The organism is Dokdonella sp., from assembly GCF_035511235.1.
Lineage (GTDB): Bacteria > Pseudomonadota > Gammaproteobacteria > Xanthomonadales > Rhodanobacteraceae > Dokdonella.
Genome location: NZ_DATKFQ010000025.1, coordinates 225,978 through 248,706, shown reverse-complemented (window position 1 = coordinate 248,706; position 22,729 = coordinate 225,978). Strand labels below are relative to the sequence as shown.

Annotated in this window: 20 protein-coding genes; 9 read left to right on the top strand and 11 right to left on the bottom strand. The window is 70.6% G+C overall.

All coding sequences use genetic code 11. The features are described 5' to 3' along the window. Positions 1 to 64: 64 nt before the first annotated feature. The 4 genes from odhB to VMR06_RS11875 form a co-directional block, all read right to left on the bottom strand. Positions 65 to 1,282: a 2-oxoglutarate dehydrogenase complex dihydrolipoyllysine-residue succinyltransferase gene (gene odhB / locus VMR06_RS11890; RefSeq protein ID WP_325376560.1), complete on the bottom strand. Its 1,218-nt coding sequence runs from the start codon at positions 1,280 to 1,282 to the stop codon at positions 65 to 67. Positions 1,283 to 1,360: 78 nt separating this feature from the next. Further along, positions 1,361 to 4,252 carry a 2-oxoglutarate dehydrogenase E1 component gene (locus tag VMR06_RS11885; RefSeq protein WP_325376558.1) on the bottom strand — a complete coding sequence of 964 codons (2,892 nt, stop codon included), beginning with the start codon at positions 4,250 to 4,252 and terminating at the stop codon, positions 1,361 to 1,363. Positions 4,253 to 4,510: 258 nt separating this feature from the next. Continuing rightward, positions 4,511 to 4,924, bottom strand: a complete 414-nt coding sequence (locus VMR06_RS11880; RefSeq protein WP_325376556.1) for a TfoX/Sxy family protein — start codon at positions 4,922 to 4,924, stop codon at positions 4,511 to 4,513. 28 nt (positions 4,925 to 4,952) lie between these two features. After that, positions 4,953 to 5,438 (bottom strand): GAF domain-containing protein, encoded by a 486-nt coding sequence (locus VMR06_RS11875; RefSeq protein WP_325376555.1) that lies wholly within the window; start codon positions 5,436 to 5,438, stop codon positions 4,953 to 4,955. Between the two features lie 74 nt (positions 5,439 to 5,512). Here VMR06_RS11875 and VMR06_RS11870 point away from each other — a divergent pair, with 74 nt between their 5' ends. The 7 genes from VMR06_RS11870 to VMR06_RS11840 all read left to right on the top strand — a co-directional run bounded on the left by VMR06_RS11870 (position 5,513) and on the right by VMR06_RS11840 (position 12,896). Further along, on the top strand, positions 5,513 to 6,238 hold the full coding sequence (locus tag VMR06_RS11870) for a TMEM175 family protein (RefSeq protein ID WP_325376553.1): 726 nt from the start codon (positions 5,513 to 5,515) through the stop codon (positions 6,236 to 6,238). Next, positions 6,235 to 6,990, top strand: coding sequence for a TMEM175 family protein (locus VMR06_RS11865; protein ID WP_325376551.1), 756 nt, complete (start codon positions 6,235 to 6,237; stop codon positions 6,988 to 6,990). The genes VMR06_RS11870 and VMR06_RS11865 overlap by 4 nt, the downstream gene beginning before the upstream one ends. Then, positions 6,987 to 7,652 carry a dethiobiotin synthase gene (gene bioD / locus VMR06_RS11860; protein WP_325376549.1) on the top strand — a complete coding sequence of 222 codons (666 nt, stop codon included), beginning with the start codon at positions 6,987 to 6,989 and terminating at the stop codon, positions 7,650 to 7,652. Before VMR06_RS11865 ends, bioD begins: the two co-directional genes overlap by 4 nt. After that, positions 7,649 to 9,061 carry a hypothetical protein gene (locus tag VMR06_RS11855; protein ID WP_325376547.1) on the top strand — a complete coding sequence of 471 codons (1,413 nt, stop codon included), beginning with the start codon at positions 7,649 to 7,651 and terminating at the stop codon, positions 9,059 to 9,061. Before bioD ends, VMR06_RS11855 begins: the two co-directional genes overlap by 4 nt. Positions 9,062 to 9,069: 8 nt before the next feature. Beyond that, positions 9,070 to 9,420, top strand: coding sequence for a hypothetical protein (locus VMR06_RS11850; RefSeq protein ID WP_325376545.1), 351 nt, complete (start codon positions 9,070 to 9,072; stop codon positions 9,418 to 9,420). A gap of 299 nt (positions 9,421 to 9,719) precedes the next feature. Further along, positions 9,720 to 11,600, top strand: coding sequence for a malectin domain-containing carbohydrate-binding protein (locus VMR06_RS11845; RefSeq protein WP_325376543.1), 1,881 nt, complete (start codon positions 9,720 to 9,722; stop codon positions 11,598 to 11,600). 153 nt (positions 11,601 to 11,753) lie between these two features. Then, positions 11,754 to 12,896: an AI-2E family transporter gene (locus tag VMR06_RS11840; protein WP_325376542.1), complete on the top strand. Its 1,143-nt coding sequence runs from the start codon at positions 11,754 to 11,756 to the stop codon at positions 12,894 to 12,896. 147 nt (positions 12,897 to 13,043) lie between these two features. Here the strand turns inward: VMR06_RS11840 and mgtE are convergent, their stop codons facing one another. The 6 genes from mgtE to VMR06_RS11810 all read right to left on the bottom strand — a co-directional run bounded on the left by mgtE (position 13,044) and on the right by VMR06_RS11810 (position 19,016). Further along, positions 13,044 to 14,495 (bottom strand): magnesium transporter, encoded by a 1,452-nt coding sequence (gene mgtE, locus VMR06_RS11835; RefSeq protein ID WP_325376540.1) that lies wholly within the window; start codon positions 14,493 to 14,495, stop codon positions 13,044 to 13,046. A 124-nt stretch (positions 14,496 to 14,619) separates the two neighbouring features. Beyond that, positions 14,620 to 15,240 (bottom strand): ABC-type transport auxiliary lipoprotein family protein, encoded by a 621-nt coding sequence (locus tag VMR06_RS11830; protein WP_325376538.1) that lies wholly within the window; start codon positions 15,238 to 15,240, stop codon positions 14,620 to 14,622. Further along, a complete protein-coding gene (locus tag VMR06_RS11825) occupies positions 15,237 to 16,181 on the bottom strand; it encodes an MlaD family protein (protein ID WP_325376536.1) in 945 nt (314 codons plus the stop codon). The genes VMR06_RS11830 and VMR06_RS11825 overlap by 4 nt, the downstream gene beginning before the upstream one ends. 1 nt (position 16,182) lies before the next feature. Continuing rightward, the gene (locus VMR06_RS11820; protein ID WP_325376584.1) at positions 16,183 to 16,968 is read right to left on the bottom strand and encodes an ABC transporter ATP-binding protein; all 786 of its coding nucleotides are present in this window, start codon (positions 16,966 to 16,968) and stop codon (positions 16,183 to 16,185) included. Beyond that, a complete protein-coding gene (locus VMR06_RS11815; protein ID WP_325376534.1) occupies positions 16,962 to 18,074 on the bottom strand; it encodes an MlaE family lipid ABC transporter permease subunit in 1,113 nt (370 codons plus the stop codon). The genes VMR06_RS11820 and VMR06_RS11815 overlap by 7 nt, the downstream gene beginning before the upstream one ends. A gap of 60 nt (positions 18,075 to 18,134) precedes the next feature. After that, the gene (locus VMR06_RS11810; protein WP_325376532.1) at positions 18,135 to 19,016 is read right to left on the bottom strand and encodes a DMT family transporter; all 882 of its coding nucleotides are present in this window, start codon (positions 19,014 to 19,016) and stop codon (positions 18,135 to 18,137) included. 68 nt (positions 19,017 to 19,084) lie between these two features. Between VMR06_RS11810 and VMR06_RS11805 the strand changes: the two genes are divergently transcribed. Both VMR06_RS11805 and VMR06_RS11800 read left to right on the top strand, forming a co-directional pair. Next, entirely contained in the window at positions 19,085 to 20,320 is a 1,236-nt protein-coding gene (locus tag VMR06_RS11805; RefSeq protein ID WP_325376530.1) for a threonine/serine exporter family protein, read from the top strand. A 628-nt stretch (positions 20,321 to 20,948) separates the two neighbouring features. After that, positions 20,949 to 21,776 (top strand): hypothetical protein, encoded by an 828-nt coding sequence (locus VMR06_RS11800; protein ID WP_325376528.1) that lies wholly within the window; start codon positions 20,949 to 20,951, stop codon positions 21,774 to 21,776. Positions 21,777 to 21,909: 133 nt separating this feature from the next. Here the strand turns inward: VMR06_RS11800 and VMR06_RS11795 are convergent, their stop codons facing one another. Continuing rightward, the gene (locus tag VMR06_RS11795; protein WP_325376526.1) at positions 21,910 to 22,725 is read right to left on the bottom strand and encodes an NRDE family protein; all 816 of its coding nucleotides are present in this window, start codon (positions 22,723 to 22,725) and stop codon (positions 21,910 to 21,912) included. Positions 22,726 to 22,729: the final 4 nt, after the last annotated feature.

Genomic DNA, 22,729 nt, shown 5'->3' with positions numbered 1-22,729 from the left:
GTGCGGGGCCTCGCCCCGCGGCCGGCGACGGCACCGCGTACGCGGTGCCGTCGCGGCGGTCCGGTCAGATGCCGACCAGCATGCGGTGCGGGTTCTCGAGCTGGTTCTTGATGTCGACCAGGAACAGCACCGCGTCCTTGCCGTCGATGATGCGGTGGTCGTAGCTGATCGCGACGTACATCATCGGCGCGGCGACCACCTGGCCGTTCTCGACGATCGCGCGCTCCTTGATCGCGTGCATGCCGAGGATCGCGCTCTGCGGCGGATTGACGATCGGCGTGGAGAACAGCGAGCCGAACGTGCCGCCGTTGGTGATCGTGAACGTGCCGCCCTGCAGATCGTCCAGCGTCAGGCCGCCTTCGCGCGCCTTCTTGGCGTAGCCGATGATCGCCTTCTCGACGTCGGCGAAGCTCATGTTCTGCGCGTCGCGCAGCACCGGCGTGACCAGGCCCTTGTCGGTCGACACGGCGATGGAGATGTCCTGGTAGCCGTGATAGATGACGTCGTTGCCGTCGACCGACGCGTTGACGATCGGATGGCGCTTGAGCGCTTCGGCGGCGGCCTTGACGAAGAAGCTCATGTAGCCGAGCTTGACGCCGTTGGTCTTCTCGAACTGCTCGCCGAGCTCCTTGCGCAGCGCGCCGACCTTGGCGAGGTTGATCTCGTTGAACGAGGTCAGCATCGCGATCGAATTCTTCGACAGCATCAGGCGCTCGGCGATCTTGGCGCGCATGCGCGTCATCGGCACGCGCTCTTCCGGACGCGCGCCCGGCGCGGCGGCCGGTGCGGACGCCGCGGGCGCGGCCGGCGCCTTGGCGTGGTTGACCAGGTCTTCCTTGGTGACGCGGCCGTCGCGGCCGGTGCCGGCGACCTGGGCCGGATCGATGTTCTCCTCGGTCGCGACGCGGCGGCCGGCCGGCGACAGCTCGTCGACGCCCTTGGCGGGTGCGGACTTGGCCGGTGCGGCGGACTTGGCGGCCTCGGCCTTGGGTTCGCTCTTGGCCGGCGCCTCGGCCGGGGCGGCCTTGGCCGGTTCGGCGGCGGCGCCCTCGATCACGATGCCGAGCACCTCGCCGCTGGTCACGGTCTCGCCGGTCTGCTTGAGGATTTCCTTGAGCACGCCGTCGGCGGTGGCCGGCACTTCCAGGACGACCTTGTCGGTCTCCAGGTCGACGAGGTTCTCGTCGCGCTTGACGGCGTCGCCGGGCTTCTTGTGCCAAGTCGCGATCGTCGCGTCGGACACGGATTCGGGAAGGACCGGAACTTTGACTTCAAGGCTCATGACGTGCGTCCTGGGGGCGTGCGATGGATGGAAGGGCGGGACGGGGATCGGTCTGCTGCGGATGCGCGGCGCGGGCGGTCATTCCAGCCCGTAGTCGTTGCCGAGCGGCAGCGCCAGGGCCTGTTCGACCAGGGCCGCCTGTTCGGCGACGTGGGTGCTCAGATGGCCGGCGGCCGGCGCCGGCGAGCGCGGCCGGCCGGCGTAGGCCACCGCGATCTTCGGATCGAGGATCGCCTGGAAGTGGTGCTTGATCTGGTACCAGGCGCCCTGATTCATCGGCTCCTCCTGGCACCACACGACCTCCTTGAGGCCCGGGAACCTGGCCAGCTCGGCCGAGACTTCGGGGCGCGGGAACGGATAGAGCTGCTCGACGCGCACGATCGCCACGTCGGCGATCTCGCGCTTGGCGGCTTCCTCGACCAGATCGTAGTAGACCTTGCCCGAGCACAGCACCGCACGCTTGACCTTCTTGGCGGTCTTGGCGGTGCTGTCGGGAATGACCAGCTGGAAGCTGCCGTTGGCCAGATCGTCCAGCGTCGAGACCGCCAGCTTGTGGCGCAGCAGCGACTTGGGCGTCATCACGATCAGCGGCTTGCGGCACGAGCGCAGCATCTGCCGGCGCAGCATGTGGAACATCTGCGCCGGCGTGGTCGGCACGCAGACCTGCATGTTGTCGAGCGCGCACAGCTGCAGATAGCGCTCCAGACGCGCCGAGGAATGCTCGGGGCCCTGGCCTTCGTAGCCGTGCGGCAGCAGCAGCACGATGCCGCACAGGCGGCCCCACTTGGCCTCGCCGGACGAGATGAACTGGTCGATCACGACCTGCGCGCCGTTGGCGAAGTCGCCGAACTGCGCTTCCCAGATCACCAGGGTCTCCGGCTCGGCGGTCGCGAAGCCGTACTCGAAGGCCATCACGGCCTCTTCGCTGAGCAGCGAGTCGATGATCTCGATCGAGTCGTCGTCGCGCAGCGTGTCGATCGGCGTGTGGCGGCGGCCGCTCTTCTGGTCGTGCAGCACCGCGTGGCGGTGGAAGAACGTGCCGCGGCCGGCATCCTGGCCGACCAGGCGCAGGTCGTTGCCGTCGGCGACGATCGTCGCGTAGGCCATGTTCTCGGCGAAGCCCCAGTCCAGCGGCAGTTCGCCCCTGGCCATCTTGGCGCGGTCCTCGTAGATCTTGGCGACGCGCGGATGCAGCGTCACGTCGTCGGGCACGCGCAGGATCTTGTCGCCGAGCGCCGCCATCGCCTTGCGGCTGACGCCGGTCACGACGGCCTGGCCGAGGTCGCCGACCAGGTGCTTGGACCAGTCGACCGCGAACGCGTCGTAGTAGTCCGAGTCGACGCCGGCGATCGGATTGCCTTCCTCGAGCCGCTTGCGGTAGCCGTCGACGACGGCCTGGACGCCGTCCTCGGTCATCACGCTCTGCTCGATCAGCTTCTTGCCGTAGAGCTCGCGCAGCGTCGGCCGCTTGCGGATGATCTGGTACATCAGCGGCTGCGTGGCCGCCGGCTCGTCGGCCTCGTTGTGGCCGTGGCGGCGGTAGCAGACCAGGTCGATGACGACGTCGCGCTTGAACTTCTGGCGGTAGTCGTAGGCCAGGCGCGCGACGAACAGCACGGCTTCCGGATCGTCGCCGTTGACGTGGAACACCGGCGCGTTGACCATCTTGGCGACATCGGTGCAGTACAGCGTCGAGCGCGCGTCGTGCGGGTTGGAGATCGTGAAGCCGACCTGGTTGTTGACGACGATATGGATCGTGCCGCCGACCTTGAAGCCGTCGGCCTGCGACATGTTGAACAGCTCCATGACCACGCCCTGGCCGGCGAACGCGGCGTCGCCGTGGATCAGGACCGGCACCACCTGTTCGCGCGTCGCGTCGCCGCGATGGGTCTGGCGCGCGCGCACCGAGCCGGCGACGACCGGGTCGACGATCTCCAGATGCGAGGGATTGAACGCCAGCGCCAGGTGCACCGTGCGGCCCGGCGTCTTGACGTTGGCGCTGAAACCCATGTGGTACTTCACGTCGCCCGAATGGGCCGGATCGTCCGGATGGTCGTAGCGGCCCTCGAACTCGTCGAACAGCTTCTGCGGCGGCTTGCCGAGGATGTTGACGAGCACGTTGAGGCGGCCGCGGTGGGCCATGCCGATGACCATGTCCTTCATGCCGCCGACGCCGCCGCGGCGGACCAGCTCGTCGAGCAGCGGGATCAGGCTGTCGCCGCCCTCGAGCGAGAAGCGCTTCTGGCCGACGTACTTGGTGTGCAGGTAGCGCTCCAGGCCGTCGGCCTGGACCAGCTTCTCGAGCAGGTGCTTCTTCTCGTCGGTCGACAGCGCGAAGCGGCCGCCGACGCGCTCGAGCTGCTCGTGCACCCAGCGCCGCTGCTCGGCGTCGGAGATGTGCATGAACTCGGCGCCGATGCTGCCGGCATAGGTCGACTTCAGCAGCGCGACCAGCTGGCGCAGCTTCAGGCGCTGCGGGCCGGCGACCGAGCTGGTCTCGAACTCGGTGTCGAGGTCGGCCTCGGTCAGGCCGTGGAACGTGTAGTCCAGATCCGGCGCCGACGGCCGCGGCAGCAGGCCCAGCGATTGGAGCTCGTCGCCGGAGTAGGTGCCGGCGAGGTCGAGCGGGTCGAGCCGGGCGGCGAGGTGGCCGCGCGAGCGGTAGGCCGTGACCAGGCGCAGCACGCCGGCCTGCTTCTGCGAGATCGCATCGCCGGTGCGCGGCGCCGCGGTGCCGGCCGTACCGCCGCGCGGGCCGTTCTTCTGCGCCTGCTCGATTCGCGCGATCGCATCCGAATGCGGCGTGTCGCCGGCTGCGCGGCCCTTGAGGCCGTCGAAGTACTGGCGCCAGGCCGGGGCGACGGTGGCCGGATCGCGCAGCCAGTCCTCGTAGAGGTCCTCGATGAAGGCCGCATTGCCGCCGGAGAGGGCCGAAGTGGATGCAAACTGCTGGAAAATGCTGGCGGTCACGCGTGACACCGTGTGGGTTTGGCCGGACGGGCGTGGAGTCGGAGTGGGGGCGGAAGCCGGCAGGGCAAGGCCGCTGCTTGAAACCTTGGGATTATAGCCCCACCGGCCGCCTTGCTGCACCGCGAAATGCGCGCGCAGGCGCCGGCTGGCTGGCGGTGCGACGGGGCGGAGCCGGCGTCGCGGCGGCGGTGACCGAAGGCCGGCGGGCGGCGCTCACGTGCCGCGCTGCGGGCGTGGCGCGCGTGCCGGCGCCTGGCGTCAGTCGAAGTCGCTGTGCGTGCCGGTCAGCTCGCGCACGCCGCTGTCGCCGTCACCGAAGCCGTCCCCGTCCTCGGCGGCGGCTTCGGCAGGCGCACCGTCGCCGTCGCGCTGCGCGCTGCGCTGCGCGCCCTTCTCCCAGCGGTTGCGGATCGGGTTGGCCGCTTCGGCCGCTTCGAGGTCGGCGATCAGCGCCTGCTTGTCGGCGTCGCTGAGGTCGGTCCAGTGGCAGTCGGCCAGCGCGCCGGCCATCGAGTACAGCAGGTTCAGGCTGGGCCGGAAGCCGGCCCGCTTGGTCTTGAGAAACGCCTCGACCGGACCGATCCGCTGCAGGTCTTCCAGCGTGCGCACGCCGACCTGGCGCAGCCAGGCGGCCGATTTGGGTCCGACGTTGCGGATTTTCTCGTTGGCCATGATGTCCCCGGTCGGTTGGGCCGCGCCGTCAGTCGCCGAGCGACGCGATGAAGAGGTCGCACAGGCGTTCCATGCCGGCGCGGTCGGCCGCGTCGAAACGCGACGGTTGCGGACTGTCCACGTCCCAGACGCCAATCAGGCGGCCGTCGCGAATCAGCGGCACGACGATCTCCGAGCGCGAGGCGGCATCGCAGGCGATGTGCCCCGGGAACGCATGGACGTCGTCGACCACCTGGGTCGCGCCGGTGGCCGCCGCGGTGCCGCACACGCCCTTGCCGAGCGCGATCCGCACGCAGGCCGGCTTGCCCTGGAACGGGCCGACGACCAGTTCGCGGCCGTCGAAGAAGTAGAAGCCACACCAGTTGATCGCCGGCAGCGCGTGCCAGACCAGCGCGGCGAAGTTGGCCGCGTTGGCGACGCGGTCGCGCTCGCCGTGCAGCAGCGCGCGCGCCTGGTCGGCCAGGTCGGCGTACTGGTCGGCCTTGCTGCCGGACAGGGGACGGGCTGCGAACATCGCGTGGTCGGAACCGGTGTGCACGGAACGCAAGAGTGTACGCGGATCGGGCGGCCGCTTGCTAAGCTTTGCCGATGTCCGTGCCGACCGCGCCGCCGAACGCCGTTCCGACCGATCCCGCCGCGTCCGGCCGCAGCGCGCAGCCGACCCGCCTGGAGGCGTTCGTCGATGCCGCGTTCGCGTTCGCGCTGACGCTGCTGGTGATCTCGATCGACACGATTCCGGAGAGCATCGGCGACCTGACCGCGGCGCTCAAGGGCGTGCCGGCATTCGCGCTGAGCTTCGCGGTGATCGCGATGTTCTGGTACCAGCACGCGCGCTGGAGCCGCCATTACGGCAGCGACCGGCTGGCGGTCACGCTGCTCAGCCTGGTCCTGGTGTTCCTGGTGCTGATCTACGTCTATCCGCTGAAGATCGTGTTCTCGGCGGCGATGGCGACGCTGTCGGGCGGCTGGCTGCCGTCGGCTACACGCATCGACTCGCTCGATGATCTGGTCCTGGTCTACCGCGTCTACGGCCTCGGCTGGTCGGCGATGTGGCTGTGCATCGTCGGGCTGTACTGGATCGCCGCGCGTGACGGCCAGCCGACGCCGCAGCGCGCCGCCGACATCGCGGCCAACGTCGCAGTCGGCGGGGTCGCGATCGCGACCGGTCTGGTATCGGTACTGATCGCCGGCCTGCTGCCGGCCGAGCGCTCCTGGGTGCACGGCCTGCCCGGCATCGTCTATGTCGCGATGAATCTGGCCTGGCCGGTCTCGCACCTCGCCGCGCGCCGCGCGGCGCGGATCGCCGCGGCATGATCCGCACGCGTTCCGGCGGCGCGTCCGCCGCGGTCCGGCACGAGGACGGCTTTTTTCAGCGCGGCGCGGAAGTCACGCGCATCGAGGCCTTCGTCGACGCCGCGTTCGCATTCGCGATCACGCTGATGGTGATCTCGATCGACGAGATTCCCGACAGCATCGACGCCTTGAAGCTGGCGCTGAAGGCGATTCCGTCGTACGCGGCGAGCTTCCTGCTGATCGCCTTGTTCTGGCGCGGCCACGCCGACTGGAGCCGGCGCTACGGGCTGGACGACCGCCGGAGCCAGCGGCTGAGCCTGCTGCTGGTGTTCCTGGTGCTGATCTTCATCTACCCGCTGCGCATGGTGTTCGACGCCCTGTTCAGCTGGGTCAGCAGCGGCTGGCTGCCGGCCAGGTTCGCGCTGTCGAACCTGTCGGATCTGCGTCTGATGTTCGCGGTGTTCGCGCTGGCGTTCGGCTCGATGGGGCTGGTCAGCTGCCTGCTCTACGTGCATGCCTGGCGCCTGCGCGAGCGGATCGGGCTGGATGCGCTCGAGCGCGACCTGACCCGCCACGCGCTGCTGCGCTGGGCGGTCATTCCGCTGTTCTCGCTGATCTCGCTGGCGCTGACCGCGTGGCTGCCGATGATCCCCGGCGTGCCGTGGACGGTCGCGCTGCCGGGCTGCATCTTCTTCGGCCTGCATCTGGTGCAGCTGCTGATGCCGCTCCAGCACCGGCGCATCCTGGCGCGCCACGGCGCGCTCGCGCCGTGAGCGGCTGCTTCGTCACCGGCACCGACACCGGCGTCGGCAAGACCGTCGCCAGCGTCGCTCTGCTCGAGGCGCTGGCCGCCGCCGGCTGCCGCGCGGTCGGCATGAAGCCGGTCGCCAGCGGCTGCCGCCGCAGCGCCGAGGGCTGGCGCAACGAGGATGCCGAAGCGCTGCTCGCGGCGAGCGTGCCCACGCCCGCCTATGCCGACGTCAATCCGTACGCGTTCGCCGAGCCGATCGCACCGCACGTCGCGGCCGCCGATGCCGGCGTGCGCGTCGCGCTCGATCCGCTGCGCTCGGCGTACGGGCGGCTCGCCGCGCAGGCGCCGTTCGTCGTCGTCGAAGGCGCCGGCGGCTGGATGGCGCCGTTCGCCGAAGATCTGATGCAGGCCGACCTGGCGCGTGCGTTCGGACTGCCGGTGGTGCTGGTCGTCGGTCTGCGCCTGGGCGCGATCAGCCATGCGCTGCTGAGCGCGCGCGCGATCGTCGCCGACGGCTGCGTGCTGGCCGGCTGGATCGCCAATCGCGTCGATCCGCAGATGGCGCGCGCCGAAGCCACGCTGGACTGCCTGCGCGAACGTCTGCCGGCGCCGCTGCTCGGCGTGCTCGATCATGCACCCGACGGGCGGCCGCGGCCGCTGCTCGATCTGGGGCCGCTGCGATGAGGCCGGACGCGATGCCGCCGGCGCGTCCGGATCGGCGGGCGTATCTGCCATGGCTGCTCGCCGCACTGGGCCTGGCGATCGACTGCGCGCTGTACTGGCCCGGGCAGATGTCGTTCGACTCGGCCTATGCCTGGTGGCAGGCGCGCGGCGAGACCGTCACCGACGTCGCGTCGCCGACGCTGATCGCGCTGTGGCGGATCACCGACCGCCTCTACACCGGCCCGGGACCGGTCTTCGCGCTGCACCTGGCGATGTTCTGGGCAGGCCTGGCGCTGCTCGCCGGCGGGCAGCGCATCGGCACCGGCTGGCGCGTCGCGCTGGTCGCCTGCGGCGCCCTGCCGATCGTGCTGGTGCTGCGCGGCCACGTCTGGACCGACGTCGGCATGCTCGGCGCGCTGCTGCTGGCCTGCGGCCTGCTCGCCCAGGCGCATGCGGGCCGGCGCGCGGCGCTGTGGCCGGCGCTGCCGGTGCTGCTCTACGCGCTGGGCATGCGCCACAACGCGGTGCTCGCGGTCGCGCCGATCGTCGCGGTCTGGGCCTGGCTGGCCTGGCCGGGCGGCGGTCCGGTGCGCCGCATCGGCACCGGCCTGCTGGTCCTGGCGGCCCTGCTCGCCGTGGTGGCCGCGATCAACCGCCAGGCGCGCAGCCACGTGCCGCTGTGGCCGATCCTCGCGCAGGGTGACCTGGCCGCGCTGTCGATCGCGCGCGGCGAGGTGCTGCTGCCGGCGTTCAGCGTCGGTCCCGGGCTCAGCGTCGCCGAACTCGCCGAGGTGTCGCGGCCGTGGAGCGTGACCGCGATGCTGCAAAACAACCGCAGCGGCATCCGCGATCCGCTCGGCGAATGGCCGGCCGACGATCTGCGCGCGCTGCGCGAGGCCTGGTTCGCGGCGATCGCGACCGACCCGGGCGCCTATCTCGCGCACCGCTGGCGCGTCACGCGCGCCTTGTTCGGCACCCAGCCGCGCGACTGGCCGCAGACGCTGCTGTACGTCGACGCGCAGATCGGCTATCGCGACAACCCGCCGGTGGCGCCGAACGACGGCGCGGCCCATCGCGCGCTGATGCGCTGGGTCGAGGCCTGGCGTCCGACCGCCGTGTTCGCGATCTGGCCGCATCTGCTGATCGGTCTGGCGGCGGCGCCGCTGGCCTGGCGCCGCCGCGCCGACCGGCCGGCGGGCGCGGCGCTGTGCCTGCTGGCCAGCGCCTGGCTGTACGCGCTGCCGTATCCGCTGCTGGCGCCCTCGGCCGAGCTGCGCTACCTCGGCTGGAGCTGTCTGGCCTCGGTGCTCGCGGCCGTCCTCGCGCTCGCCGCGCGACCGGCGGCGCGCCCTGCGCATCGGCCGCACGGTGCATACTTGTTCGATGCCCGCGGCGCCGGCCCCGGTGCCTCGACCACCATGACGGAGTGAAATCCCCGATGTCCCAAGTCCAGAAGTTCTTCCTGACCGTCGACGACCTGTCGGTTGCGCGCGGCGAAGTCGAGCAACTGTCGTTCCACGGCGTCTCGCCCGATGCGTTCGCGGCTGCGCTGCAGTCGGCGCTGCGCGAGCCGACGCTGTGGCAGCGCTGGCGCGCGATGCAGCCCGATCCGGACGAGGTCGACCCGGCGACCGGCGCCAGCGATCCGGACGCCGTCGTGACCGCGAGCCAGTCGGACCTGCGCTGCGACGTCGAGGTCGTGACACGTCTGCCGCATGCGATCCTGCGCCATCGCCTCGACTTGCTGATCGGCCGCCACTGGAAGCTGCACGACGTCAGTCACGTCTGACCCGGCATCCGGCCGCGCCACGGCAGGCCGGCGCTGCGTTCCCCGTTGACGCGTTGCCCGGCGAAGATCAGTCCGTAGACGAGCCGGGCGACCGTAGCCGCAGCGGCCATCGCGTGGCGCATGGCGTGCAACGTGGACGGACGGGGCCGCACAAGCCGTCCGCCGCCGTGGGCCCCGCGCCCGGCGCCGTTCGTCCCGGAGCGCCTATGCCGCGGCCGCAGCGCGAATCGCGCGCGCCGTCACGGTACGCGGCCCGCGCTGCGCTAGCGTGTACGTCCCCCCCGTGACGATCGCCAGCCATGACACGCGCCCGTTCGCTGCTGCTCGGCCTGCTGCTGTCGGTGACGAGTCTGGCGGCAGCGGCCGGCTGCCCGCCCGACCGGATCTGTGCCGAGGACTTCCTGCGCCGCAACGACCCGCCCGGCGACCGCCTGCCGTTCCGGATCTACGTGCCGCCGGCCTGCCAGGGTCATGCCGGCTGTCCGCTGCTGCTGTTCCTGCATGGCTCCGGCGAGACCGGCACCGACAATCAGTCACAGCTCGGCAATGCCGCCAACGGCGCGATGCAGCTGGTCTACCCGGCGCGCCAGGCGCAGCAGCCGATGATCATGGTCGCGCCGCAATGCTGCCTCGGCGAGGGCGGCCAGTGGGGCGGCCAGAAGAACCGGCTGATCGACGTGCTCGAGCAGGTGCGGTCGGAGTTTCCGTACGACACGGGCCGCATCTACCTCACCGGCATCTCGATGGGTGGCGGCGGCGCGCTCGATCTGATCGGATCCTACAACGGCCTGTTCGCGGCGATCGTGCCGGTCTGCCCGCACACTGGTTACACCGCCGGCGATGCGGCCTGGGCAACGACGCCGGCCTGGTTCTTCCATGCGGTCGACGACGGCACGGTCACCGTCGAGCACTCGCGCAACCACGTCGCGGCGCTGCGGGCCGCGGCCGGGGATCCGCTCTATACCGAGTTCGCGACCGGCGGCCACGCGATCTGGACGCGCACCTACGCCAGCGCGCGCCTGTTCGACTGGCTGATCGCGCAGCGGCTCGGCCGGCCCAACGTCGCGGTGGAGCCATACGTGCGGCTGTCCGAGCCGACCACCGGCCCGGTCTGGACGACGTTCGCGGCGACGCTCGATCTCGCCGGCTCGGCCGGTTCCCCGGCGGCCGCGATCGCCTCGGTGCGCTGGTTCCTCGGCGCCGCGTCCGGCACCGCGGCGGGCATCTCGCCGTGGTCGGTCGATGCGCTGGCGCTCGGCACCGGCACGCAGACGGTGCGGATGCAGGCCCGCGGCGCCAGCGACGATGCGACGCTCGGCGGCTGGACCGAAGCCTCCACCAGCCTGCGCGTGGTCACGCCGGCGCTCGACAACGCGGCGCCGCGCGTCTTCGTGCTGTCCGAGGCGGTCCTGCACGCCGGCCAGCCGCTCGATCTGCGCGCGCGTGTGCTCGACGACGGCCTGCCGGCACCGGCGGCGATCGCGCTGGACTGGGCGATCGAGCAGGCGCCGGCCGGCAGCGTGCTCCAGGTCGATCCGGCCGACCGGCGCCATGCGACGATCGCAGCGCCCGCCGCCGGCCGCTATCGTGTCCGCGTGACCGCCGACGACGGCGCCGCGCAGGGGCAGTTCGTGCAGCAGGTCCTGGTGCTGCCGGCCGGGGGCGCGGCGCCGGTCGTCATCGCAATCAATGCCGGCGGCGGCGCCTACGATGCCGCGGACGGCAGCCGCTACGAGGCCGATGCGTTCCACTACGGCACGAGCGAGGCCTCGACCGCGTCGGGTCCCGGTGCGCTGTTCGGCAGTGCCGACGACCCGCTGCATCACGACTACCGGGTCAGCTACGGCAGCTGGGGCTACCGGCTGCCGGTGCCGCCCGGCGAATACTTCGTCGAGCTCCACTTCGCCGAAACCTACAACCCGTGCAACAGCGCGAGCTGCCGCGTGCAGGACGTCCGCGTACAGGGGGCGCCGGTGCTCGACCGGTTCAGCGTGTTCGCGCTGGCCGGCCAGCGCAGCGCGCTGCGCTACGGCTTCTACGCGCAGGCCGCCGGCGGCGAGATCGAGATCGCGCTGGTGCGCAGCGGCGGCCAGGGCGAGCGCTCGCGGCTGGACGCGGTCCGCGTGCTGCGCCTGGACGGCCTCGGCGAGACCGTGTTCGCCGACGGCTTCGAGCCCTGAGCGGCCCGCCGCCGGCCCCCGCCGCCGTGCCGGCGAGCCGCCGGCGCCGCCGCTCCATGCAAGGTCATCGCAAACGCGCCGCGCGCATCGGCCGCAGCACGGTGTTGCTATAGTCGGCCGACGCCCCGTACCGGGTCCAGCGCCAAGGCCGCGATGAAGACGATGAATACGCCGTTCCTGCAGCGCGCGGTATTCCTGCTGCTGCTATGTGCGGTGACGATTGCGTTCGGGCTGATCCTGCTGCCGTTCTTCGGCGCGGTGTTCTGGGCGGTGGTGCTGGCGATCCTGTTCGCGCCGCTGCATCGCTGGCTGCTGCGGCGCCTGCCGGGCCGGCGCAATCTGGCCGCGCTGCTGACGCTGTCGCTGTGCCTGCTGATCGCGATCCTGCCGCTGATGGCGATCACCGCCTCGCTGATCCAGGAGACCACGCTGGTCTACCAGCGCATGCAGTCGGGCGAGCTGAACTTCGGCACCTATCTGCAGCGCATCTTCGCGGCCCTGCCGGACTGGCTGATCCAGCCGCTCGAACGGATCGGCCTGGGCGACGTCGCATCGCTGCAGGACAAGCTCGGCTCCGGCGCCGCCCAGGGCAGCCGCTTCATCGCGACCCAGGCGATCAACATCGGGCAGAACACGTTCCAGTTCATCATCGGCTTCGGCGTCATGCTGTACCTGCTGTTCTTCCTGCTGCGCGACGGGCGCGTGCTGATCGCGCGCGTGGTCGAGGCCCTGCCGCTGGAACCCGCGCACAAGCGTCAGCTGATCGCGCGGATGGCGACCGTCATGCGCGCCACGGTCAAGGGCAACGTGGTCGTCGCGATCGTCCAGGGCACGCTCGGCGGCCTGGCGTTCTGGTTCCTCGGCATCCAGGGCGCGCTGCTGTGGGCGGTGCTGATGGCGTTCCTGTCGCTGCTGCCGGCGATCGGCGCGGGCCTGGTCTGGGCACCGGTCGCGATCTACTTCCTGGCGACCGGCGACTGGGGCAAGGGCATCGGCCTGGCCGCCTACGGCGTCCTGGTGATCGGCATGGTCGACAACGTGCTGCGGCCGATCCTGGTCGGCAAGGACACGCGCATGCCCGATTACGTGGTGCTGATCTCGACGATCGGCGGCATGGCGCTGATGGGCATCAACGGCTTCGTGATCGGCCCGATGATCGCCGCGCTGTTCATGGCGGTGTGGGGCATGTTCGTCGGCCGCGACGAGGAAGAGGAGGCCGCTCTCGACGCGGTGCCGGCCGCCGTCGTGGTCGTCGCAGCGCCGCCGCCGGCGGACGATCCGGCGCGCTCCCCCTGATGCGTCCGCACGACCGGTGCATCGCCGGTCGATCGCGCGGACCGGGACGAGCCGGCCAGACGCGTCCGGGCGGCTCTTCTTCCCGGTCTGGCGCACCCGCTGCGATCGGCCTTGCGTGATCGGCCCTGCGTGATCTGCCCCGCCTGATCAGCCCTGCCTGATCAGGAACAGCGTCGCCAGTCCGAGAAAGATGAAGAAGCCGCCCGAGTCGGTCAGCGCGGTGATCATGACACTCGATCCCATCGCCGGATCGCGGTCGAAGCGCAGCAACGTCATCGGGATCAGCACGCCCATGAACGCCGCCAGCAGCAGGTTCAGCGTCATCGCCAGCGTCATCACCAGGCCCAGTGCCAGGTTGCCGTAGAGCAGCCAGGCGACGAGGCCGATCACGCCGCCCCAGACCACGCCGTTGACGAGCGCGACGCCGAGCTCCTTGCGCAGCAGCCGCTTGGCGCTGGCCGGCGTGATCTGATCGAGCGCGAGCGCACGCACGATCATCGTGATCGTCTGGTTGCCGGAATTGCCGCCGATGCCGGCGACGATCGGCATCAGCGCGGCCAGCGCGACGAGCTTCTCGATCGAGCCCTCGAACAGGCCGATCACGCGCGAGGCGATGAACGCGGTGACCAGATTGACCGCCAGCCACAGCCAGCGGTTGCGCACCGAGCGCCAGACCGAGGCGAAGATGTCCTCGTTCTCGCGCAGGCCGGCGCGGCTGAGCGCTTCGGCCTCGCCGGCCTCGCGGATCACGTCGACCATCGCGTCGATCGTCAGACGGCCGATCAGCTTGCCTTCGCCGTCGACGACCGGCGCGGTGACCAGGTCGTAGCGTTCGAATGCCTGCGCGGTCTCGGTGACGTCGTCCTCGGGATGGAACGTGTTGGCGTCGGCCGCCATGACCTCGGCGACGTCCTTGGCCGGATCGTTGACGAGCAGCCAGCGGATCGGCAGCACGCCGGTCAGCACGTTGTCGCCGTTGACGACGAACAGCTTGTCGGTGTGGTCGGGGATATCCTTGAGGCGGCGCAGATAGCGCAGCACGACCTCCAGGCTGATGTCCTCGCGGATCGTCACCATGTCGAAATCCATCACCGCGCCGACCTGGTCCTCCTCCCAGGCCATCGCCGACTGCACGCGCGCGCGCTGGTCGGCGGTCAGGCGCTGCATCAGCGTGTAGAGGACGTCCTCGGGCAGGTCCTCGGCGAGGTCGGCCAGCTCGTCGGCATCGAGCTGCTCGGCCGCCGCCAGGATTTCCGGCGTGTCCATCTCCGCCAGCAGCGACTCGCGGACCGCATCGGAGACCTCGAGCAGGATCTCGCCGTCGCGGTCGGACTTGACGAGGTTCCAGATGCTCTGGCGGTCCTCCTGCGGCAGCGACTCGAGGATGTGCGCGATGTCGGCCGGATGCAGCTGATCGATCTCGCGCTGCAGCTCGGCCAGGTTCTGCCGGTGCACCAGATTCTCGACCAGATCGTGATGCAGCCCCTCCTGGCGATGGGCCAGGCTCTCGACCACGCGGTGCCGGCGCAGCAGCTCCTCCACGCGCGCGAGGTGGCTCTGCAGGGCGGTCTGCGATTTGCCGGTGTCGACGTCGGTCATGGCGATGGCGGGCGGCCGGCGACGGCGAACGGCGATGCCGCACGCGCGAGGTCGGACAAGGGGAGGTCAGCGGCCGTCATTGTCGCCGTTCGGACGCCCGGCGCAAAGACGTGCGTGCGGACGATCAGCGCGTGCCGGCGTTGCGCCGGCGTTCGCCCTCGGCCAGCGTCCAGTCCACGAGCTGCACGACGATCGTGTCGAGCGCGGTCTCGAAGGCCGGAAACGCCGCGGTCATGTCCGAGCCCGCGGCCGGCGCGGCCGTTTCGAACGTGTGCGCGGCGACCACCCGGTTGCTCGCGTAGTTGATCAGGCTGGCCTGCAGCCGCACCACCGCGCGCGTGCCGTCGGCGCCGATCTCGGCCTGCAGCGCGCGCAGCTCCAGCGTCAGGCCGAAATCGGCGCGCAGGCCGGCTGCGGCGCCGACGCCGAGGATGCGTCCGCTGCGCTCGAAGCCTTCCACGATCAGGCCGCGCAGCAGGGCCGGTGCCGGATCGCGCCAGCGTGCGGCCGGATAGATCTGCAGCACGCCCGGGGTCGGCATCACCGCGATGCGCGTGGAATCGATCGCGCTGTTCGCCAGCGGCGTGTCGATCGCCAGCTGCCAGTCGACCGCGGGCCCGGCCGCCGCTGCGGTCCTGAGCTGCGGGGCATAGATCGCGAACGGTTCGGTGTTGCCGGTCAGCGAGGCGCAGGACGTCAGCACACAGGCCGCCAGCAGGCCGGCGAGACGGATCGGGAGGCTCATCGCGGCGAATACTCCTTCGGTTGGTCGCTGCCGAGCAGCAGGCTCTCGGACTTGGCGAGGCGGTCGCTGAGCTGCTTGAACGCGCGCAGGGTCTCGCGCAGCTCGGCCAGCGTCGGGCCGACCTGACGCAGGCCCTGGTTGCCGAAGCTGTCGATCGCGGCGCGGTTGTCTTCGACCAGGCCGCTGACCGACTCGGCGACGCGGTCGATCGAGCCGATCGCCTTCTCGGCCGCGACCATCACCTCGCGGGCGTCCTCGCGGACCAGCTTGTTGGTCGTCGTCGCCAGTTCGCTGACCGTACGCAGCGAGGACTTGAGGTCGCCGGTCGCGTCGGACAGCTGGCGCAGCGCCGTGCTGAGCTCTTCGCGCTGACCGGCCACGCTGTCGACGATCTTGTCGACGTTGTCGAGCACGTGGGCCACCCGGTCGACGTTCTCCTGCGACAGCAGCTGGCCGATCCGGAACAGGGCGTCGTTGATGCTGGTGACGATGTCCTCGCCGGAATTGAGCAGCTGCGAGAGCGCGGACGGGTCGGTCTGGATCACCGGCACCGGCTGCTCGCGCGTCGGCTCGAGATTCGGACTGCTCGGCATGCCGCCGCTGAGCTGGATGAAGGCCACGCCGGTCACGCCGGCCAAGGCGAGCTTGGCGCGCGTGTCCTGCTTGATCGGCGTCGAGGCGCCGACGCGGATCCGCGCGATGACCTTGCGCGGATCGTCCGGCGCCAGCTCGAGCCGGCTGACCTCGCCGACCTTGATGCCGTTGTACTGCACCGCGCCGCCTTGCGAGAGGCCGGTGACGGCCTCGACGAAGACCACGTCGTACTCCTTGAACGCGCGGTCGCGGCTGGTCTTGGACAGCCACAGCACGAAACCGGCGCCGAGCACGAACACGAGGATCGCGAAGGCACCGATCAGCACATGATGGGCACGGGTTTCCATGTCAGATCCTCTTGGCCGTCAGTGCGGCGTGCTCGGCCGCGCGACCGCGCGGCCCCTGGAAGTACTCGCGGATCCACGGCTCGTCCTGCCGCTCGACCTCGGCGAGCGGCGCGTTGATCAGCACGCGGCGCTGGGCCAGCACGGCGACACGGTCGCAGATCGTGTAGAGCGTGTCGAGGTCGTGGGTGATCAGGAACACGGTGAGGCCCAGGCTGTCGCGCAGCGTCAGGATCAGCTGGTCGAATGCCGCCGCGCCGATCGGGTCCAGACCCGCGGTCGGCTCGTCGAGAAACAGGATGTCCGGATCCAGCGCCAGCGAGCGCGCCAGCGCGGCGCGCTTGACCATGCCGCCGGAGAGTTCGGACGGGAACTTCGCGCCGGCCTCGGGCGGCAGACCGGCCAGACCGATCTTCAGTGCGGCCAGCCGCTCGATCAGCGCGTGCGGCAGGCCGTGATGCTCGACCAGCGGCACCGAGACGTTCTCGGCGACGGTCAGCGACGAGAACAGCGCGCCGTTCTGGAACAGGACGCCGCAGCGCTGCTCGATCGCGTTGCGGCGCGCGGCCGATACCCGCGCCATGTCCTCGCCGAACAGGCGCACCGTGCCGGCACGCGGCTGGTTGAGGCCGATGATCGAACGCAGCAGGACCGACTTGCCGCTGCCCGAGCCGCCGACCACGCCGATGATCTCGCCGCGCCGCACGTCCAGGTCCAGGTTCTCGTGCACGACCTGCTCGCCGAACTGGTTGCGCAGGCCGCGCACCTCGATGACGGTCTCGCTCACCAGCCGATCTCCATGAAGAAGATCGCCGCCAGCGCGTCGACCAGGATCACGACGAAGATCGACTGCACGACGCTCGAGGTGGTGTGGGCACCGACCGATTCGGCGCTGCCCGACACCTTGAAGCCTTCCAGGCAGCCGATCGCGGCGATCAGAAACGCGAACAGCGGTGCCTTGATCATGCCGACCCAGAAATGACGGACCTGGGTCATCTCCTGGAGCCGGTGCAGGAACATGCCGGGCGAGATGTCGAGCGTGTAGACGCAGACCATCGCGCCGCCGATGATGCCGGCGACCATCGCCAGGAAGCTCAGCAGCGGCATCGCGATCAGCAGCGCCAGCACGCGCGGCAGCACCAGCACCTCGACCGGCGACAGGCCCATCGTGCGGATCGCGTCGACTTCCTCGCGCGCCTTCATCGAGCCGATCTGCGCCGTGAACGCGCTGCCGGAGCGGCCGGCGACCATGATCGCGGTCAGCAGCACGCCGAACTCGCGCAGGAACGAATAGCTGATCAGTTCGACCGTGAACACCGTGGCGCCGAAATCGCGCAGGATCGTCGCCCCGAGGAAGGCGACCACGGCGCCGACCAGGAAGCTCAGCAGAGCCACGATCGGCACCGCGTTGAGGCCGGTCTGCTCGATGTGGAAGAACAGCGAGGTCACGCGCCAGCGCTGCGGCAGCACCAGGCTGCGCGCCAGGGCGGACAGGATCAGGCCGATGAAGCCGACCAGCTCGGTCAGGTCGCGCCAGAAGTGCTCGACGGCCTTGCCGGCGTTGGCGAGCAGCTCGATCAGGCCGTTCGGCCGGCGCGGTGCGGCGGCATGTGCGCGCATCGCGCGCGCGACCGTGGCCAGCAGTTCGCGCTGATGCGCGCCGAGTCCGTCGAAGCGATCGGTCCGGCCGCTGTCCTCGTCCAGCTGCAGCAGCAGGCTGGCGCCGGCGGTGTCGAGGCGGCCGATGCCGCTGGCGTCGAGCACCGTGGAGGCGCCGACCTGCCGGCGCAGCCGCTCGACTTGGCCGGCCAGTGCCGGGGCTTGCGCCAGCACCCAGTCGCCGGCCAGCAGGATGCGGACGCCGTCGGCGGCGAGAGTAGCGGTGGCGGGCTGCATGCGCGAAGCCTAGCAGCTTGCGCAGACGCGGTGGATGCAGCGCTACACGCGTGTTGGGCGTCAGCTCAGCAGCATGCAGGCCAGGCCCGCCAGCGTGCAGCCGACGCCGGCGAGCCGGCGCCGGTCGAGCGGCTCGCGCAGGAACAGCCAGGCCAGCAGCACGATGAAGACCGACGAGGACTCGTTCAGGATCGAGGCGACGGAGGCGTCGGTGAACTTGTAGCCGCCGAGCCAGAGGATCATCGACAGGTACTGGCCGAGGAACGCGGCCGCCAGCAGCAGCCAGCCCTCGCCGCGCTTCAGCGTCACGCCGCGCGGCACCGGCGCGTGCCGGCCCAGCGCGAAAAGCGCCAGCATGCAAACGACCGCGCCGGCCAGCCGGATCGCGACGACCCACAGCAGCGGCTGCTGCTCGAGCGTGCGCTTGATCATCACGATCGCGACCGCCATCAGCGCGATCGCCGCCGCGCCGAGCAGCACGCCGCGGCGCAGCGCTGCACGGTCGAGCGGACGGTCCGCGTCGTGGCCGCTGACCAGCAAGACACCGCTCATGACCAGGACGAAGCCGACGATCTGCAGTGCGTCCAGGCGCTCGCCGAGGAACGCAAACGACAGCACGATGACCAGCGGACTGTAGAGATTGCCGATCACGCCCATGTGGCCGGCGCCGAGCGTGTTGAGCGCGCGGAAGTACAGCGTGTCGGCCAGCGCGATGCCGATCGCGCCCGAGGCCAGTGCCAGCGCGATCGCGCCCGCGCCGATCGCCGGCCAGCGCGTGCCTTCGACCAGCAGCACGGTCGGCACGACCATCGCGAACACCAGCAGGTTCTTGAACAGGTTCAGATGCAGCGGCGGCAGCGTGCGGCCCAAGCGCGTGTAGATCACGACGCCACCGGCCCAGGCCACCGCGCTGGCGATTGAAAGTGCTTCTCCGATCCCCATGTGCCCGCGCCGCGCCGCGCGAAAAGCGGCATTATCACCGAACCGACCGCATGTACCGTACCGGCCCGATGCCTGCCGAAGCCGCGCTGACCACCCGTATCGAGTTCGTCGTGGAGCTGGCGCGCCGTCTGCACGAATACGGCACCGCCGCGCCGCGTCTGGAGGATGCGGTCAACCACGTCGCCGCGCGCCTGGAGCTGGACTGCAACATCCTGTCGACGCCGACCTCGATCGTGATGTCGTTCTCCGACCGGCGCCGTCCCGGCAGCCTGGCCGACGTTACCCAGGTGGTGCGCCTGTCGCCGGGCGAGGTCAATCTCGAGCGCCTCTGCGAGGTCGACGAGATCGCCGACCAGGTCATCGACGGCGCGGTCGATCTGGTCGAGGGCCGGCGCCGGCTGCGCGACATCGGCGCCCGTCCGGCGAGCTGGACCACCGAGCTGCCGACGATGATCGCCTACGGCGCCGCCTCGGCCTGCGTCGCGATCATCCTGCGCACGGACTGGCCGGCCGTCGCCACGGCCGGGCTGATCGGACTGGTGACCGGCGCGATCGCGCTCGGCGCGGCGCGGCGGCCGAACATCGCCGCCGCGTTCGAGGCGATCTGCGCGCTGCTGGCGACGCTGATCGCGACCCTGGTCGCCGTCTACGGGGTGCCGATCGACGTGCGCGCCGTGGTCATCGCCAGCCTGATCGTGCTGCTGCCGGGTCTGTCGCTGACGACCGCAGTGCGCGAGCTGTCGAGCCAGCACCTGATCTCGGGCACGGCCCGCATGGCCGGTGCGATGGCGACGCTGCTCAAGCTCGCGTTCGGCACGGTCGCCGCGACTCAGCTGTGCGCCTTGTTCGGCTGGGTGCCGCCGCCGATGCCGGTGGTCGCGGTGCCGGTCTGGGCCGAATGGCTGGCCGTGCTGACCGCGGCGCTAGCCTTCGCGCTGATGTTTCGCAGTCCGCGCCGCTACTATCCGGCGGTGATCGCCTCGGTCGTGCTCGGCTACCTGTGCACGCGCCTCGGCGGTGCCTACGTCTCGGCGCCGTTCGGCGTCTTCCTCGGCGGTCTGGTGCTCGGCGCGGTCAGCAACGTGTTCGCGCGCGTCTGGAAGCGTCCCGGCGCGCTGATCCGCGAACCGGGCATCATCCTGCTGGTGCCGGGCAGTGTCGGCTTTCGCACGCTGAGCTTCGTGCTCGAGCGCGACGTGATGCTCGGCCTCGATACGGCGGTGACCTTGCTGACGCTGCTGATCGCGCTGGTGGCGGGGTTGTTGTTCGGGGATTTGCTGGTGCCGCCGCGGCGCAAGTTGTGAGGGGGCTGCGGTCTTGGTGTTGCGCGGGTGGCGTGATTGGCTGGCCGCATCGAGGGATTGAGTGGTCCCTTCTTTCTCTTCTTGGTAGGCGGGCGGCGTCCGTGCCTTTTCCTGCGCGCCTCGGGGCGGGCGGGTCCTTTCGCTGGCGATCGATCTGGGAGGCTTTCCTTCGTAGGGAGGCGGCGTCCCTGCTTTTTCCGCTCGCCTCCGGGCGAGCGGGTCACTTTCTCTTGCATGCCCACTGCGCCGCAGGAGCGGCGCGAACGGCGAAGCCGGCCCGGAGGGCGGAGCGCAGGATGCGCGGAGTCAGAGAAAGTAACCAAAAGAGAAGGGCACCCCGGAGATGCGCCCTCCGGGCTTCCTGCCCTGCGGGTGCGTGGACCGGCGCCGGGGTTCGTCGACAGCACCTCCTGTGCTGACGACGAACGCGCGGGCCTCCTGCCCGCGCCCCTGCGGACTGACTAATGAGAACGGTTTGCGTTGGCAAACCGGCGATGGGCGCGAATGGGCCCGATCGCGCCAAGTAAGGTCCGTCGCCAGCGATGAGGTAACGGTTCATTGAGAAAATGTTAATTGTTGCGCCCGTTTTCATCCCATCCTCAGTTCATCCCACCCCGAGGGCGTTCCGATGGCTTCCTACCGCATGCCGTTCCCCCGTCTGCTCCCCGCGCTCGGCCTCGCCGCTGGCCTGGCCTCGATCGCCGCTCCCGCCGCGGCGGCACCTTCCCAGGCGCTGGACCGCATCAGCGTCTGGCTCGGCGGCTATCGTGCCGATGCCGACCTCGACCTGACCCTGCGCGAGAGCGAGAGCGGCCTCGACAGCGGCCGCCTCGACGTCGGCGATTTCAAGGACACGGTCGGCCGGGCGCGGCTGGATTTCCTGATCATGGATTCGCAGGGCTTCTCGTTCGACTACTACGGCCTCAGTCGCGACCGCTCGCTGACCCTGGTCGAGCCCTTCAGCTTCGGCGGCACCGATTTCGACGCCAATGCCGTGCTCGATACGCGCCTCCAGTTCGACGTCGGCAATGCGGCCTACCGCTGGTGGTTCGGGGGCGACCAGACCGTGTTCGGCTTCGGTCTCGGCGCGGCCTGGTACCGCCTCGACGCGCGCGTGCGCGGCGAGGCCACGTTCGACGGTCAGACCGTTACGGCGACCGAACGCTACAAGGACGATGCGGTCGCGCCGCTGGTGCAGCTCGGCTGGCGTCATGCGTTCTCGGACAACGTGCGCACCTACATCGACATCTCGGGCGTCAAGAAGAACGGCGGATCGCTCGAGGGCCACATCTACAACGGCTCGCTGGGTGTCGAATGGTTCCCATGGCAGAACCTCGGTCTCGGTGCCGAGTACAGCGTGTCGCGGATCAAGCTCGACGGCAGCGAAGGCAGCTACGACGCGACGGCCGACATCAAGCTGCACGGCCCGTCGGCTTATCTGCGCCTGCGCTTCTGACCGGCGCCGCCGGCCGGATGCATTCCGGCCGGCTTGGGCCCGGCCCTGAAAGCTTCGTCCGGACCGCGCCGCCCCTGCGGTAGCGGCGCGGCGGCGCCGTCCGCGCGAGCGGCCATCCTGCGCCGATCGCGGTTCACCCGCCGCGTGGCCGGTCCTCGCCGGCAAGGTGGACGTCGGTCTCGCGCCAGTAGCCCTCCTCGACATGGCGCCAATGGCGAGGCGCCGCGGCGCCTTCGGCGGACCAGACCTGTTCGCTCAGCGCCGGCCGCCCGGCGGCATCGATCGTCACCAGCGTGCTCGCCCGCGTGCCGTAGCGCTCGCCGCGCACCAGGATCGGTGCCAGCTGCCGCTCCAGTACCGGTCCGATCCCGGTGTCGGGCAGTTCGTCATCGCCGGGCTGCGTGTCGTCGGCGAGCAGCGCCAGCCAGCGGTCCCCGTTCGCGCCGGGATCGTCCGCGTGTGCGGCGAAGGCGCGGCCGAGGCGCTCGGTCTTCGGCCAGCGCGTGCCGTAGGCACCGTTGCTGACGACGTGAATGCCGTGCCCGAGATGATGGATCTGGGTCGATCCGCTCGAGAGCAGCCAGGCGCCGTGCGCGTCGCCGACGATCAGATTGAATGGTCCGTAGGCGTCCATCTCCGCGCGCACGGCGGCGAGATGGGCCGCCGGCGACTGCGTGCCGCGCAGGTAGTCGGCGACCAGCTGGCCGCGCGAACGCGGCGCCGTCGCGGGCAGGCCGTTGCGCAGATTGGTGACCGCGGCGTAGCGGCCGCCGCCGTCGATCGCCAGCCACGAGCCGCCGGCGACGAGGTCGCGGCCGCCGAGGATCTGGGGCGCATCCGGCCAGGGCGCCGCGGCCGTCGACGGCCGGGCACGGAATTCGTCGCGGTTGCCGAGCAGGACGATCCGGTGCCGGGGCGTATGGTCGACCGCAATCAGCAGCAGGCACATCGCC